The following is a 15,609-nucleotide window of genomic DNA, read 5'->3' as shown; positions in this document are numbered from 1 at the left end:
CCACACCGTTTATTGGTTCCAAAACACATAAAACTAGGCTATGGCGCGGTATCCGAGATCCGGCGCCCAGTCCCCAGCGCCCGACGTACAAGATCCTCGGAGGAACATTTTGGGGTCAGGGGGAATTCGCCCCCTATGCAAAGGCCTGCGGGCCAACTTAGGAAACGTAAATGTTTAACGTAACGAAAAAATCAATCGAATGGGGTGAAGAAACCCTAACACTAGAGACAGGCAAGGTTGCCCGTCAGGCAGATGGCTGTGTCATCGCCACTTTGGGTGAAACCAGCGTCATGTGCGCGGTGACATTCGCAAAAGCACAAAAGCCGGGTCAGGACTTTTTCCCGCTGACCGTACACTACAACGAAAAATACTACGCAGCCGGTAAAGTACCGGGCGGCTTTTTCAAACGCGAAGCGCGTCCGACTGAAAAAGAAACCCTGACAAGCCGTCTGATCGACCGCCCCCTACGCCCGCTGTTCGTCCCTGGCTTCAAAAACGAAGTTCTGGTGATCTGTACTGTTCTGTCGCACGATCTGGTCAACGACCCTGACATGGTTGCAATGATCGCAGCCTCTGCCGCTTTGACAATCTCCGGCGCCCCGTTCATGGGCCCGATCGCGGCAGCGCGTGTTGGTTTTGTGGATGGCGAATACATCCTCAACCCAGAGATCGACGACATGCACGATCTGCGCAACAAGCCAGATCAACGTCTGGATCTTGTTGTTGCTGGCACAAAAGACGCCGTGATGATGGTTGAATCCGAGGCTTATGAATTGTCCGAGGACGAAATGCTGGGGGCTGTGAACTTTGCCCACGAGCAAATCCAACCAGTGATCGATCTGATCATTGATCTGGCCGAAGATTGCGCGAAAGAGCCGTTCGATTTCCAACCTGCAGATTACAGCGAGCTGTCCGCAGCCGTTGCAAAAGCTGGTGAGAAAGAAATGCGCGCCGCTTTTGCAATCGGTGACAAGCAAGAGCGTACAACTGCGGTTGCAGCTGCGCGTGATACGATTAAAGCAGCTTTGTCCGAAGAGCAGCTGGGCGATGCGAACCTCGGTTCTGCCATGAAAGGCCTCGAAGCTGGCATTCTGCGTGGCGACGTTGTGAAAACTGGCAAGCGTATCGACGGTCGTAAAACCGACGAGATCCGCGATATCGTCTCTGAAACTGGCTTTTTGCCACGCACACACGGTTCGGCCTTGTTCACACGTGGTGAAACCCAAGGTCTGGTCGTGACCACTTTGGGCACAGGCGACGACGAGCAAATGATCGACGCGCTGCACGGCACATACAAGTCGAACTTTATGCTGCACTATAACTTCCCACCCTATTCGGTTGGTGAAGTCGGTCGCTTTGGCCCTCCCGGTCGTCGTGAAATTGGTCACGGTAAATTGGCATGGCGTGCGTTGCAGGCGGTTCTGCCAGCAGCCACTGATTTCCCGTACACCGTGCGCGTTGTATCCGAGATCACAGAATCCAACGGCTCGTCCTCAATGGCGTCCGTTTGTGGTGGTTCGTTGTCGATGATGGATGCGGGCGTTCCGTTGAAATCCTCGGTTGCTGGTGTGGCTATGGGTCTGATCATGGAAGACAACGGCGACTATGCCATCTTGTCCGACATCTTGGGTGACGAAGATCACTTGGGCGACATGGACTTCAAAGTGGCCGGTACAGAAGCCGGGATCACATCCTTGCAGATGGACATCAAAATCGCAGGCATCACGCCCGAGATTATGGGCAAAGCCTTGGCACAAGCCAAAGACGGCCGGATGCACATCCTTGGTGAAATGAGCAAAGCTCTGACAGGCGCTGCTGACTTCAGCATCCACGCCCCACGCATCGAGACCATGCAGGTGCCAACGGATAAAATCCGCGAAGTCATCGGTTCTGGTGGTAAAGTGATCCGCGAAATCGTTGAAGTGTCCGGCGCGAAAGTGGACATCAACGACGAAGGCATCATCAAGATCGCATCGCCAAATGGCGACAGCATCAAAAAAGCCTACGACATGATCTATTCCATCGTGGCCGAACCAGAAGCTGGTGCGATCTACACAGGGACAGTCGTGAAAATCGTCGATTTCGGCGCATTCGTGAACTTCTTTGGCAAGCGTGACGGTTTGGTCCACGTATCCCAAATCGAAAACCGTCGTTTGAACCACCCTTCCGACGTCCTCAAAGAGGGCCAAGAAGTGAAGGTCAAACTGTTGGGCTTTGATGATCGCGGCAAAGTGCGCCTGTCGATGAAAATCGTCGATCAGGAAACTGGCGAAGAGATCGTAGAAGAGAAGTCGGAAGACTAAACTTCTATCCTTTGAAACTCAGAAAGCCCCGCTGGAAACGGCGGGGCTTTTTGCGTATTCTGGCTTCTTGCGCAGGAAACTCTATTGGGTTTTTAACCTAACACGTTTTACCCGCATCTTTGACGAAACGGCTTTGTATGGAAAAACGTTTCGGGAGTAGACCCCGTGTTTGAAATAGAACTTTTTCGAAATAATGGCGTCAGGTCGGTTCGGCGGCTCGTATCTATCCTGAATTTGGACGACATCGTTGAGCCACACCGTTCCATCAAACGCCCCTTTTCCATCAAAAGACACAAGAATTTTTAGATCATAAGGCGTGCCATCCCGTTTGATCCCTGAATTCGCGCGTTGACCAAAGGTGCCGCGGTCACATTGCTCGCCCGGACCTAGTTTAATGTCACTGGAAACGTACATTCCACCGCGCGGCGTAATGAACAACTGGAAGGGCGGGGCGCACCCGTCCCTTGCATCGTGTATGGAAAACACGCTGAATTCCTGCGAACTGTTGGTATCGATCTGAAACTGGGTTTGAAAAAGATACGACCCCTTGTGTGTTGGTTTGATCGGATCTGAATACAACTCGGCACGTTGCTTGAAAACGCCGCCCACACAGTAATTTTTACTTGTTTGAAAGTACCAATTCCGCCTTTTCTTTTGGACCGAACCTCGATCTACTTTGCACGAGACCTCCCAATCATTCAATGGACTTGCAAAAGTAGGGAGACCCGTGAATGGCAACAGAAGAGCTGCAAGAATAATACCAAAATGCATTTTGTGTCCAATCTAGGTTAGATGCCTAGAAAACATCCTGATGCATGCCGGTGAAGCAGGTCAACCCTAGTGACAGTGGTTGGTCTTGGTGTAAGTAAGCGAAGACCAGCAAAGGAACCTCCATGTCCATCGAACGCCACCACCCTTCGGCCCGCGCCAGCAAGATCGTTATTCACAACGGCACTGTCTACCTATCCGGCCAAGTCGCCAATGATGTCGAGGCTGACATTCAGGGTCAAACGCAAGATTGTCTGGACAAGGTCGAAGCCCTTTTGGCCGAGGCAGGCAGCAGCCGCGATCACATCCTATCAGTGACGATCTTTATTAAGGACATGGCGAATTTTGCCGCCATGAACGAGATTTGGAATGCTTGGGTCGCAGATCACGAAAAGCCCGTGCGCGCCTGTGTTCAGGCCCACATGGCCCGCGCAGCAATCGAAGTCGAAATTTGCGTCATAGCTGCCGTGGCCTAGTGCCTAAAATTTCACGTTGCATGGCAAAAGATGGGCGCTAAACTTTAGCGTGTAGCCAACAGGTCATCCCTTACCGCCCAAAGCAAAAGGAAGACCGATGCAACGTAAAAAAGCCTCTGATTTTGATCCACGCCTGCTGGAACTCTATGACGGATATGTGCACGGTCAGATGACCAAGCGCGAGTTTCTGTCGAATGCCACGAAATATGTGGCAGCAGGTGTCACAGCCGCTGCGATCTTGGAAAGCCTGCAACCAAATTATGCTCTGGCCCAGCAGGTGCCCGCGGATGATCCATCCATCGAAACCATGGTTGCCGAATACAACAGCCCCAATGGTCATGGCGCGATGAAGGGCCTTATGGCGAAACCCGCCGGTGCTACTGGCAAACTTCCGGCCGTTTTGGTGATCCACGAGAACCGCGGGCTGAACCCCTATATCGAAGACGTTGTGCGCCGCACGGCCAAGGCGGGGTATTTGGCCTTTGGTCCCGACGGACTGACCCCATTGGGCGGCTATCCAGGCACCGACGAAGAAGGCCGCGCGATGCAAAAGCAGCTGGACCGCGTCAAATTGATGGAAGATTTCTTTGCGGCGTTTGAATTTCTGGTGGGTCACGAAGGGTCAACAGGCAAAGTCGGTGCTGTCGGGTTCTGCTATGGCGGGGGCGTTTGCAATGCTTTGGCCGTGGCCTACCCGAATATGGGTGCGTCTGTACCGTTTTATGGCCGCCAAGCCAGTGCCGAGGATGTCCCTTCAATTGAGGCACCGTTGTTGCTGCACTACGGCGAGCTGGACGAAAGAGTCAATGCAGGCTGGCCGGACTATGAGGCAGCACTCAAAGCCAACAACAAAGACTTTGAAGCGCATATTTATGCCGGGGCCAATCACGGCTTTCACAACGACACCACGCCCCGCTTTGATGAGGCCGCAGCTTCGCTTGCTTGGGATCGGACACTCGCCCATTTCGCCCAGCATCTGGTCTAACCCACCTCATCCCCCGCGTCGAAATGCGGGGGTTTTTTGCGTTCTGACCCAAAGCCGCTGAGCGCAAATCGCAATTCTTCCCCTTAAAACACCTCCCTGTTTGCTGAATGAAGGCCGCGTTAACGATTTACGGCTGTACGCCAAACAGGGACAAACAACATGAAAAAACCTTTAGCAGAATTTATCGGAACATTTACTTTGGTTTTGCTGGGCTGCGGCTCGGCTGTGATAGCAGGCGGCGATATTGGCCTCACCGGCATCAGTTTTGCCTTTGGTCTGGCCTTAATTGGCATGGCCTACGGGATCGGCAGTGTATCAGGTTGTCACATTAACCCCGCCGTATCCTTGGGCGCTGTTGCTGCGGGTCGCATGACAATTGCCGAGGCTATCCCTTATATGATCGCCCAAATCGCAGGGGCCATTGCCGCTGCATTGGTCTTGATGATGATCGCAACCGGCAAGGCCGATTATTCGGTCGCTGAAAACGGTTTGGGCCAAAACGGCTGGGGCGCAGGCTATCTGGGCGAATATAATGTGGCTGGTGCATTCATCTTTGAAGTCGTAGCGACCTTCCTCTTTATGGTTGTGATCCTTGGTGCCACAGGCGCTGGCGCACCATCTGCCATGGCTGGTCTGGCCATCGGTCTGACACTGGTAGTGATCCACTTGGTCGGCATCAATGTAACAGGCGTCTCGGTAAACCCAGCACGCTCGATTGGGCCAGCCCTGTTCGCAGGTGGCACTGCGATTGCGCAACTGTGGCTTTTCATCGTCGCACCAATCATCGGGGCGGTTGCTGCAGGCATCTTGTTCCGCACAGGGCTGCTGGACGCTGAATAAACCCTAACCTCACAACGAAAAAGGCCCCGACAAGTGCGGGGCCTTTTGCTGTTTTGGTCCGCGTTTAGGAGGGTAGTTTTGCTTTACGCAGATACGGCAGAACTGTTTCAAATTCCCCGAACTTGGCCGCTGCATCCTCGTTCGACACAGTTGCGGGGATGATAACATCCTGACCGACTTCCCAATTTGCTGGGGTTGCCACACCATTGGCACTGGCTGTTTGCAAACCGTCTAAGGCGCGCAGAACTTCAGCAAAGTTACGACCAACATTCATTGGATACGTCATGGACAGTTTCAGCTGTTTGTCCGGTCCGATGATGAAAACTGAACGGACTGTCGCGCTGTCATTGGGCGTGCGGCCATCGGGCATATAGGCCTCGGACGGCAACATATCGAACGCCTTGGACACGGCCAAACCTTCATCCGCAATGATCGGGAAGCCAGCAGATGTGCCTGCAACAGTTTCGATATCACCCTTCCACTTTTTGTGATCTTCTACGCCGTCGACCGAGACACCGATCACTTTGGTGTCGCGCTTGGCCCATTCGTCGCTAAGCTGGGCAACTGCCCCGAATTCAGTGGTACAAACTGGCGTAAAGTCTTTCGGGTGTGAGAACATGATCGCCCATTTCCCATCTAACCAGTCGTGAAACTGAATCGGACCGTGGTCGGTTTCTGCCGAAAAATTTGGAACAGTGTCGTTAATGCGCAATCCCATGTCTTGTCTCCGATTATGAATGTCTCAAAAGGGCATGTGTCCCCCGTGGAATCCCTATATAGGGAGTTCAACGAATTTACCAACCTAGCCTACCGGAGTTTCGCGCCATGGCCAAAAACACTCAATTCTACATCAATGGCGCTTGGGTCGATCCAGCGGTTGCCAACACTTTTGACGTCATCAACCCATCGGACGAAGAGGTCTGTGCGACGATTTCCTTAGGCGGTCAGGCAGATACCGACGCCGCTGTCGCTGCAGCCAAAGCAGCCTTTCCAAGCTGGTCACAGACATCCAAGGCTGATCGACTTGCCCTGCTGAAAAAGCTGCTGGAGGTCTACAAATCCCGTGCCGAGGAAATGGCCCAAGCCATGTCCATGGAAATGGGCGCGCCGATTGATATGTCCCGCGCCAACCAAACTGGCGCAGGCAGTTGGCATCTTGAGGGCTTTATCAAAGCATTCGAGGGGTTCGAGTTTGACCGCGATTACACCGCCACCGAAAAAACCCTGTTGGAGCCCATTGGCGTCTGCGCGTTGATCACGCCATGGAACTGGCCGATGAACCAAATCGTTCTCAAAGCGGTCCCTGCGATCGCCACAGGCTGTACGGTTGTGCTGAAACCATCCGAAATCGCGCCATTGTCGGGCCTGCTGTTTGCAGAATTCATGCATGAGGCAGGCTTTCCCGCTGGTGTGTTCAACATGGTGAATGGTGACGGTGTGGGCGTAGGTTCCCAGCTGTCTGTGCATCCAGACGTGGATATGGTCAGCTTTACCGGATCAAGCCGCGCAGGCATCCTGATCTCGAAAGCTGCTGCAGATACGCTTAAGCGTGTTAGCCTTGAATTGGGTGGCAAAGGCGCGAACATCCTGTTTGCTGATGCGGGCGAAAAGGCAATGACCTATTCCGCCGACCGTTGCTTCCGCAATACGGGCCAGTCGTGCAACGCACCAACCCGTCTGTTGGTAGAACGTTCGATCTATGACCAAGCCGTCGAAGTCGTCGCACAACGCGCCAAAGACACCCACGTGGGCCCGGCATCCGATGAGGGTAAGCATATCGGTCCAGTTGTCTCGGAAGCGCAGTTCGACAAAATCCAAGGGTTGATTCAAGTTGGCATCGATGAAGGCGCCAAACTGGTCGCTGGTGGCACAGGCCGTCCTGATGGGCTGAACCGTGGTTACTATGTCAAACCAACGGTCTTTGCCGATGTAAACAACCAAATGGAAATCGCACGGACTGAAATCTTTGGCCCGGTTTTGGCAGTTATTCCTTTCGACACCGAAGAAGAAGCCATCGAGATCGCCAACGACACGCCCTATGGCCTGACAAACTACATCCAAACCCCTGACGACGAGAAACGCCGCCGCGTGGCGCGTCAGTTGCGTTCGGGGATGGTCGAGACCAACGGTCAGGGTTTTGCCCAAGGCTCCCCTTTTGGGGGCTACAAACAGTCCGGCAATGGCCGCGAGGGTGGCCTTTATGGCTTAGAGGAATTTCTCGAAGTCAAAGCCGTCAGCGGTTGGACCAAAGCGTAGTCAGCCGTCTCAAATCAACAAAAAAGGCTTCCGGTTTCGGGGGCCTTTTTTGCTGTTAGAACTGGGGTTTGGCCGTAAAACGCAGCCCCTTGCCGCCGTCTGGATGCTGAAGCTGCAACGTCTCGGAATGCAGCATGAGGCGCGGATGATCCAAGGCAGCACCAGTGGCATAAAACGGATCTCCCAAAATCGGATGGCCCAGCGCCAACATATGCACCCTCAACTGATGCGAGCGGCCTGTCTTAGGCATCAAACGCACGCGCGTTTCCTCGGCCGTGCTGCGCACCACGCGCCAATCTGTATGTGCGGGTTTCCCAGTTTCGTGACACACCATTTGCAGCGGCCGGTTTGGCCAATCGACAATCAACGGTAAATCCACAGTGCCAGTTTTCTCGGCCATTTGCCCCCAAACACGGGCCACGTAGGTCTTTTTCGTGCGGCGCTGTTCGAATTGCAGGCTGAGGTGACGCTGCGCATGGGGCGTTGCCGCAAAGACCATAACACCACTGGTATCGCGATCCAAACGATGCACCAATAAGGCCGTGGGAAAAGCATCCTGCACACGACTGATTAAACAGTCGGCCAGATGGTCTCCCTTCCCCGGCACGGACAATAGCCCTGCGGGTTTGTTTACGATGATGATCTCGTGATCCTCATACAGGACCTCCAAAGGGTCCATCGGGGGGGCATAGTCGCTAAACATGCCCCCGCCTAACATAGCTTGGATCAGACCTTAACCCGTTCTGATTTTGGATCATAAATGGGCTTGGTCGAGGCCTCGGCGCGGACGCGCGTGCCCATCACGTCGATCTCATAGGTCGAGGCCAGCATGTCAGCAATTTTCTCGCCTTTGCACGGCACGTATCCCATGCCCACAGCCGCACCCACGTGGTGGCCATAGCCACCCGAAGACAGATAGCCTACGATTTCACCATCCCGCACAATTGGCTCGTTATGGTAAAGCAGCGGTTCAGGATCGGTCAGCTTGAATTGCACAAGGCGGTTCTCTAGCCCGGTTTCGGCCTTCTTCAGCACAGCCTCGCGTCCCATAAAGTCTGACTTATCTTTTTTCACAGCAAAGCCCAGACCGGCCTCCATCACGTGATCCTCAGCGGTGATATCGTGGCCAAAGTGGCGATAGCCTTTTTCCATGCGCAGGGTATCCATCATATGCATCCCGCACAGTTTCAGGTCCATGTCCTGACCCGCCGCATGCAGCGTCTCGAAGACATGGCCTGCCATGTCCGAGCTGACGTAGACCTCCCAGCCAAGCTCGCCCACATATGTCACACGGTGCACACGGGCCATGCCCATGCCCAGCTCGATCTCTTGGGCCGTGCCAAAGGGGTTAACCTCATTGCTGAAATCCGCTGGAGATACCTTTTGCAGCAATTCGCGGGAATTTGGCCCCATCACAGCCAGCACAGCCTCGCCCGCAGTGACGTCTGTGATCACCACGTTGAAATCCCCGACATGGCGCATCATCCATGTCTGATCCGCAAGGCGTGTCGCGGCAGGTGTCACAACCAAATACGCCGTTTCAGACAAACGCGTAACGGTAACGTCCGACTCGATCCCGCCCGAATGGTTCAAAAACTGCGTGTAGACGATCTTGCCCACAGGGCAGGAGTAATCACCGCCACCGACATAGTTCAAGAACGCCTCGGCATCGCGCCCTTCGACGCGGATTTTGCCAAACGAGGACATGTCGTACATGCCAACGTTGGTCCGCACAGCATTGTGTTCAGCCGCGACGTTGCCGAAAAAGCTTTGACGCTTCCATGTGTAGTCATATTTTGCCTCTTGGCCCTCATTGGCGAACCAGTTGGCCCGTTCCCAACCTGCGATTTCGCCCATCACACCGCCATGTTCCAGCATGTGATGATGGAACGGCGTCCGACGGATACCGCGTGCTGTTTTCTTTTGGAGGAACGGAAAGTGATCGGCGTAAAGCAGGCCCAAAGTTTCGGTCGAGCGTTCCGCCAGATAGGTTTTGTTGCCTTGGAACGGCTGCATCCGGCTGATGTCGACGTCACCCAGATCAAAAGGCTTTTCGCCAGTATCCATCCAAGCAGCAAGCGCATGACCTGCACCACCAGCAGACTGGATCCCGATGGAATTAAAACCAGCCGCGACCCATACATTGTCCATCTCAGGCGCAAGGCCAAGGTGGTAGGCGTCATCGGGGGTAAAGCTTTCGGGGCCATTAAAGAACGTGTGAATACCAGCCTCGGCCAGCATCGGCATACGTTCACAAGCGGCCTCGAGGATCGGTTCAAAATGATCGAAATCTTCGGGAAGTTGGTCGAACTCGAAATCCTTGGGGATACCGTCCAGCGCCCAAACCTTTGACACAGGCTCGAACGCGCCCAGCAGCATTTTGCCTGCGTCCTCTTTGTAATAGGCGCATTCATCAGGGACACGCAAAACCGGTTGTTGCGTCAGTCCCTGAATAGCTTCGGTCACAATGTAGAAGTGTTCGCAGGCTTGCAGTGGGACGTTGGTGTTCAGCATTTTACCGACCTCACGGCCCCACATGCCCCCACAATTGACCACGTGATCGGTTTCAATGGTGCCGCTTTCACCAGCCTCATTTTCCCAGTTCACTGCCGTAATCCGGCGGCCCTCACGGGCAACGCTGACCGCTTTGGTCCGCTCAATCACTTTGGCACCCTTCAGGCGCGCGCCTTTGGCCAAAGCTAGTGCGATATTGGCCGGATCACCCTGCCCGTCCAAAGGCAGATATACACCGCCCACGACGCCGTCGATGTTCAGATGCTCGTAACGCTGTTTGACCTCGGACGGATCAATTTCCTCTGCCTCAACGCCAAAGGCGCGGGCCATGGCCGCTTGGCGATAGATCTCTTCCTTGCGCTCGTCTGTCAGGGCTACAGTGATCGATCCACAGCGTTTGAACCCAGTCGCAACCCCAGTTTCTGCCTCAAGGTCCCCGTAAAGTTCCTGAGAATACTTGGCCAATTTCGTCATATTCGCCGTCGCGCGCAGCTGCGCAATCAAGCCAGCCGCATGCCATGTGGTGCCAGATGTCAGTTGCTTGCGCTCGAGCAGAACAATGTCCGTCCAGCCCTGCTTGGCCAAATGATACGCGGTTGAACAGCCAATCACGCCGCCGCCAATGATAACAACCCGGGCTTTGTTCGGAATATCAGCCATTATGCAGCTCCTTTGAAACGAGTGTGAAGTTCGGCGATGTGGGCCGGTCCCACTTCGCAGCATCCGCCGATATATGTGGCCCCCAATTCAACCCAACCCGCTGCAAAATCAGCATAGGGTTTAGGACCAAGATCCATGCGGCTTTCCAACAGATCCACGGTGGCGCCTACTTTGTTAAAATCCTTCGCGATGCCCGTAAATCCGTTGGCGTAGGCTCCAAAAGGCACACCAAGACGCGCCAACGACGGCAGACCTGCATCAATCGCTTCTGGCACAGAACAATTCAGCAAAACCACCTGAGGTGAGTACTGTTCCAACAGCGGGGCGATGTCACCAATAGGCTCGCCCGAGCGCAATTTCGTACCATCCTGATCATCAACACTGAGGGCCAGCCAAATAGGTTTGCCAGTGACGCCAGCCCCCATCAGGCCACCTTTGGCCTGATCTACAGAGGACATGGTTTCCAAGATATGGCAGTCCACAAACGGCGCCTGCAACTGCGCCATTTGACCATAGATTTCCGCCGCTTCGTCCGGGGGTGGGGCTTTGTCTGGCTGATAGGAAAACCCGATAGGTCCCAAGGATCCCGCAACAGTGCCGAACCCATTTGCGTCGCGGGCGGTCACTGCAATTTCACACGATAGTGCCATTAATTGCGGCAACTTATCCAAAAGGCCCACAGGTTCCAGCCGATCTGGCAAAACACTGTAGCTGTCCGTAGTCGCGACCTCGGCACCCGCCGCAAAGTAATCATCGTGCACATCGCGCACCAGTTGTGGGTTGTCCAGCAAGGCCTGCGTCGACCAAAGACCCGTGGCACGCCCTGCGCGCGCCACCAGTTCCTGACCCATGCCACCATCCAATAGGGTAATCATCACGTACTCTTTTCCATGAATCGAGCCGCAGCAGGCCTGATATCAGACCCCCTGCAGCAGTATGAATTTAGGCGCGGATACGCGCGTTTTCAGGATCCCAGATCGGTTGGTCCGGCTGAACCATGGCCTTGACACGGGTGCCAAAGATCTCGACCTCCAGCTCGGTGCCTTCAGCGGCCAGATCTGCTGTGACCATACCCAACGCAATGGTTTTACCCGAGCGGTACCCGCGACCAGACGAGGTCACTTCCCCCACCACAGCATCACCATTCCAAATGGTCGACATATAGGGCGCATCACAATCGTGATCCCCAAGGGTCATGGTGACAAAGCCCTTCTTGGCGCCTTGCTGCTTTTCAGAAAGCAATGCCGCTTTGCCCGGGAAATCCTGCGGTTTGTCAAAGCGGATAAAGCGCTCTAACCCACCTTCCAACAGGGTGTAATCCGTCGACAGATCACCTTTCCACGCGCGGTAGCCTTTTTCCAACCGCATCGAGTTTAAGGCGTACATGCCGAACGGTGTGGCGCCCGCCCCCAAGACAGCGTCATAAAGCGCTGGAATGTCTTCATTAGGGGCATGGATTTCCCAACCCAGCTCACCGGCAAACGATACCCGCGCCAGACGCACATCGACGCCAGCCACCTTGGTCATTTGTACTGAAAGCCAAGTGTTGCTCAGGTCCGCATCAGTACCGATAGTCGTAAACAAATCACGCGCCTTGGGTCCTGTGACAATCAGTGTGGACACTTTGGTCGTCAGATCCGTCAGGGTCAGCCCCTTTGGCAAGTTCATGTAAAGAATGTCCCAGTCGTGCCATTGCGCCGATGCCGCCGTGATTAGGGTAAATTCGTCCCCGCCATCACGCATCACAGACATTTCGGTCAGAATCCGGCCACGGCTATCAGCAAAATAGGCCAAGTTCATACGACCCGGTTTCGGCAGCGCCCCAGCGATCAAGCCCCGCAGGTATTCTGCAGCCCCCTCGCCCGACAAAGAAAAGCGCGAAAAGCCCGGCAAATCCAGAACACCAACGCCATCACGGACGGCTTCAACCTCTTCTTTGATCCGCACTTCCCATGGGCCGTCACGTTCCCAAGTTTGTGTGCTTTCCTCAGAGGTATCATCGCCCGCTTTTGCAAACCAATTGGCGCGCTCCCATCCATTGTAGGACCCCATCTGAGCCCCCATTTCACGGATTTTGGTATCCACTGGCGACAGCTTTTTGTCGCGACCTGCAGGCCATTCGTGATGCGGGAAATGCATGGCATATTCGTGACCATAGGTCTCCAAGGCTTTGGCCAAACAGTGATCATGATCGGTGTAGTCGGTATAACGGCGCGGGTCCGTGGCCCACATATCCCATTCGGTTTCGCCGTGCATGATCCATTCCGCCAGCACTTTACCAGCACCGCCACCTTGGGCGATTCCAAAGGTAAAGCTGTGCGCCTCAAAGGCATTCTTCACACCGGGCATTGGACCGATCATGGGCAAGCCATCCGGCGCATAGGGAATTGGGCCGTTGATATTGCGCCCGACGCCAGCCGTACCCAAAACAGGGACCCGCTCCATCGCGTCTTCGATATAATATTCCAAGCGATCCAGATCATCTGGGTAAAGCTGGAAACTGAAATCCTCGGGCATCGGATCTTCTGGTGTGATCCAATGGGCCTTACAATTGCGCTCGTAAGGGCCAAGGTTCAGGCCGTTTTTGTCTTGGCGCAAATAGTAAGAGACATCCACGTCGCGGATCATCGGCATTTTATGCCCTTTTTCCTTGGTCCACGCTTCCAATTCGGCGATCGGCTCGGTCAGGAAATATTGGTGCGACATGACCACCATCGGCACAGTGCGGCCGCCAAACGGCTTGAACATCTCGCCTACACGTTGGGCATAATAACCTGCACAGTTGGCCACGTATTGCGCCCGAATATCGCCTTTCTCGGTTTTAACAATCCATTCATCCCCATCACGATCGATTCCGATAACTGGACAAAAACGTTCGATCCGGCCACCGGCGTCGCGGGCGCCTTTGGCCATAGCTTGGGTCAATTGAGCAGGATCAATGTCGCCATCCAAAGGATCCCAAAGTCCACCCGCCAGATCATGGGTTTCCATAAACGGGTTCAGTTCTTTTAGCTCGTCAGGGGTGCACAGGTTCAGTTCCAACCCCTGATAACGGCCCATGCCTGCAACGCGCTCGAATTCTTGCATCCGCTCTTTAGAATGGGCCAACCGCAACGCACCAGTCACGTGATAGTTCATTGGGTAATCAACATCATCCGCCAAGGTCCGGTACATTTCCAAGCCATAGCGCTGCATGTTCATCACCGCCCAAGAGCTGGAAAAGTTCGGGCAATTGCCCGCCGCGTGCCACGTCGATCCTGCCGTCAGTTCGTTCTTTTCCAAAAGGACGCAATCATCCCAGCCCTCTTTGGCCAAATGATACAAAGCGGACGTGCCTACGGCGCCGCCCCCAATAATGACAACCCGTGCGGTTGTTGGAAAATCTGACATTCTGTGTCTCCCTATTATGCGTTGGCCCGTGGCCCATTAGACATGTGTTGCGAAAAGGGGCGTCTCATCTGAGCTTCCCCTGTAAAACTGCGCCGCCCAAAAGCGCACCATAAATAACAAAGCAGAGCGCCATGGTCCGCCGAAACCAGGTATTGAGAACTGCGCCGATAGCCAGCTTGCCAAGGCCCGCGCCAATGGCACAGTAGCTGATGTAGCTCAGCGCGGTGAGCGATAGCGCAGTGGGCATAATAACCGCCATTTGGTCCCAAACAGGTGTCTGCGGTTCGACAAATTGCGAAAAAGCCGCCAGATATCCGGCCACTGATTTTGCATTGAGTGTGGCAATACTGAGCGCCTGAAAATAGATCGAACGCCCGCCGCGATCCTCCACGGCCACTGCTGTTTTGGCGCTCATCCATCCGCGTATTCCAAGCACGATCAGAAACAGGGCCCCGACTATTTGCAAAACAAAAAACGCCTTAGGCGACGCAAGGATCAAAGCGGTCACCCCGAAGGCCGACAAAATCAGAAAGGCGCTGGCCTGCGTCAGGATTGCCGCAACACACAACAAGGATTTTCGAAAGCCCACCGAAAGGCCTTGCTGGATGCAATTGACCGCATTCGGTCCCGGCGTCGTCACAAAGACGATCCAAAACAATGCAAAGATCAGCCAGGCCTCAAACGACATTAGTACACCGGTGGGGCGATGACCCAGATCGCGATGCAAGGTTCAGAATGAGGATTGGACCACCGATACGGCTCTCCCCTGATGCGAAAACTATCCCCTGCGCTGACGTCAAAAGATTTGCCCGCCACCCAAATGTCCATCCGGCCCGAGACGATATAGGCCGCTTCTTGGGTGGGGCGCATGACTGTTTTGTCCATCGATGCACCTGCTTCAAAGGTCGAATGCACCATTTCAAAGTCGTCGGTAAGGTCCGGGGACAAAAGTTCTTCGACCAACCCCGCTTCGCGTGACCCGATGGGACGACGCGCCCCAGCGCGGACCACAACCCCCACTTCAGAGGCATCAGTCGCATTCGAGCGGAAAAGGCTGGAAACCGAAACGTCCAGCACCTTGGCCAATTGGCGTAAATCGTCCAAGGCGGGTTCGGATTTATTACGCTCGACCTGAGACATCCAGCCAACAGACCGTCCCAGCTGTGCCGCAAGATCAGCAAGGGTCAAACCTCGCGTTTTGCGCAATGCCCGTAAGTCTGCGCCCAGTGTCGTCTGTACGGTGTCGTGAATCACCTTGGCCGCCTTCATGAAAAATCAAACTTGATTTTCATTTATTCAGTCAGCAGATGAAAAATCAAAGGATTTTTTCATTTTAACAGAATTAAGCCCCCCTGCACGGTGGCAGAGGGGCTAATGAACGGGTCTGGTGTGTTTTGGGGGACAGGGACCCATTATG

At 54.4% G+C, this 15,609-nt stretch carries 13 protein-coding genes; 5 read left to right on the top strand and 8 right to left on the bottom strand.

Annotated features, from left to right (window positions below):
- The first annotated feature begins 170 nt into the window (after window positions 1–170).
- Window positions 171–2,303 (top strand): polyribonucleotide nucleotidyltransferase, encoded by a 2,133-nt coding sequence (pnp, locus tag ACIRQ6_RS00065; RefSeq protein ID WP_420862093.1) that lies wholly within the window; start codon window positions 171–173, stop codon window positions 2,301–2,303.
- 81 nt (window positions 2,304–2,384) lie between these two features.
- Here the strand turns inward: pnp and ACIRQ6_RS00060 are convergent, their stop codons facing one another.
- A complete protein-coding gene (locus ACIRQ6_RS00060) occupies window positions 2,385–3,074 on the bottom strand; it encodes a hypothetical protein (protein WP_420862092.1) in 690 nt (229 codons plus the stop codon).
- Window positions 3,075–3,196: 122 nt separating this feature from the next.
- On the opposite strand from ACIRQ6_RS00060, the gene ACIRQ6_RS00055 reads away from it, so the two are divergent.
- From ACIRQ6_RS00055 to aqpZ, 3 genes are all read left to right on the top strand, one after another.
- Window positions 3,197–3,547, top strand: coding sequence for a RidA family protein (locus ACIRQ6_RS00055; RefSeq protein ID WP_420862091.1), 351 nt, complete (start codon window positions 3,197–3,199; stop codon window positions 3,545–3,547).
- A 97-nt stretch (window positions 3,548–3,644) separates the two neighbouring features.
- Window positions 3,645–4,532 carry a YghX family hydrolase gene (gene yghX / locus ACIRQ6_RS00050; protein ID WP_420862090.1) on the top strand — a complete coding sequence of 296 codons (888 nt, stop codon included), beginning with the start codon at window positions 3,645–3,647 and terminating at the stop codon, window positions 4,530–4,532.
- A 159-nt stretch (window positions 4,533–4,691) separates the two neighbouring features.
- Window positions 4,692–5,372, top strand: coding sequence for an aquaporin Z (gene aqpZ / locus ACIRQ6_RS00045; protein ID WP_420862089.1), 681 nt, complete (start codon window positions 4,692–4,694; stop codon window positions 5,370–5,372).
- A gap of 64 nt (window positions 5,373–5,436) precedes the next feature.
- Here aqpZ and ACIRQ6_RS00040 read toward each other — a convergent pair whose 3' ends face one another.
- Window positions 5,437–6,090 (bottom strand): peroxiredoxin, encoded by a 654-nt coding sequence (locus ACIRQ6_RS00040; protein ID WP_420862088.1) that lies wholly within the window; start codon window positions 6,088–6,090, stop codon window positions 5,437–5,439.
- A 107-nt stretch (window positions 6,091–6,197) separates the two neighbouring features.
- Here ACIRQ6_RS00040 and ACIRQ6_RS00035 point away from each other — a divergent pair, with 107 nt between their 5' ends.
- Window positions 6,198–7,628 carry an aldehyde dehydrogenase family protein gene (locus tag ACIRQ6_RS00035; RefSeq protein WP_420862087.1) on the top strand — a complete coding sequence of 477 codons (1,431 nt, stop codon included), beginning with the start codon at window positions 6,198–6,200 and terminating at the stop codon, window positions 7,626–7,628.
- 55 nt (window positions 7,629–7,683) lie between these two features.
- Here the strand turns inward: ACIRQ6_RS00035 and ACIRQ6_RS00030 are convergent, their stop codons facing one another.
- The 6 genes from ACIRQ6_RS00030 to ACIRQ6_RS00005 all read right to left on the bottom strand — a co-directional run bounded on the left by ACIRQ6_RS00030 (window position 7,684) and on the right by ACIRQ6_RS00005 (window position 15,461).
- Complete coding sequence (locus ACIRQ6_RS00030; RefSeq protein ID WP_420862086.1) at window positions 7,684–8,331, bottom strand: RluA family pseudouridine synthase; 648 nt, start codon at window positions 8,329–8,331, stop codon at window positions 7,684–7,686.
- Window positions 8,332–8,354: 23 nt separating this feature from the next.
- A complete protein-coding gene (locus ACIRQ6_RS00025; RefSeq protein ID WP_420862085.1) occupies window positions 8,355–10,802 on the bottom strand; it encodes a GcvT family protein in 2,448 nt (815 codons plus the stop codon).
- Complete coding sequence (locus ACIRQ6_RS00020; RefSeq protein WP_420862084.1) at window positions 10,802–11,680, bottom strand: homocysteine S-methyltransferase family protein; 879 nt, start codon at window positions 11,678–11,680, stop codon at window positions 10,802–10,804. The genes ACIRQ6_RS00025 and ACIRQ6_RS00020 overlap by 1 nt, the downstream gene beginning before the upstream one ends.
- A gap of 64 nt (window positions 11,681–11,744) precedes the next feature.
- Window positions 11,745–14,192 carry a GcvT family protein gene (locus ACIRQ6_RS00015; protein WP_420862083.1) on the bottom strand — a complete coding sequence of 816 codons (2,448 nt, stop codon included), beginning with the start codon at window positions 14,190–14,192 and terminating at the stop codon, window positions 11,745–11,747.
- Between the two features lie 64 nt (window positions 14,193–14,256).
- Window positions 14,257–14,880: a LysE family translocator gene (locus tag ACIRQ6_RS00010; protein ID WP_420862082.1), complete on the bottom strand. Its 624-nt coding sequence runs from the start codon at window positions 14,878–14,880 to the stop codon at window positions 14,257–14,259.
- Window positions 14,880–15,461: a helix-turn-helix domain-containing protein gene (locus tag ACIRQ6_RS00005; RefSeq protein WP_420862081.1), complete on the bottom strand. Its 582-nt coding sequence runs from the start codon at window positions 15,459–15,461 to the stop codon at window positions 14,880–14,882. Before ACIRQ6_RS00005 ends, ACIRQ6_RS00010 begins: the two co-directional genes overlap by 1 nt.
- Window positions 15,462–15,609: the final 148 nt, after the last annotated feature.

Origin of the sequence: Algirhabdus cladophorae (assembly GCF_044772865.1) — a bacterium.
GTDB lineage: Bacteria > Pseudomonadota > Alphaproteobacteria > Rhodobacterales > Rhodobacteraceae > Algirhabdus > Algirhabdus cladophorae.
Note: the sequence above shows the minus strand (reverse complement) of the source record. Positions and strands in the feature narration are given on the sequence as shown.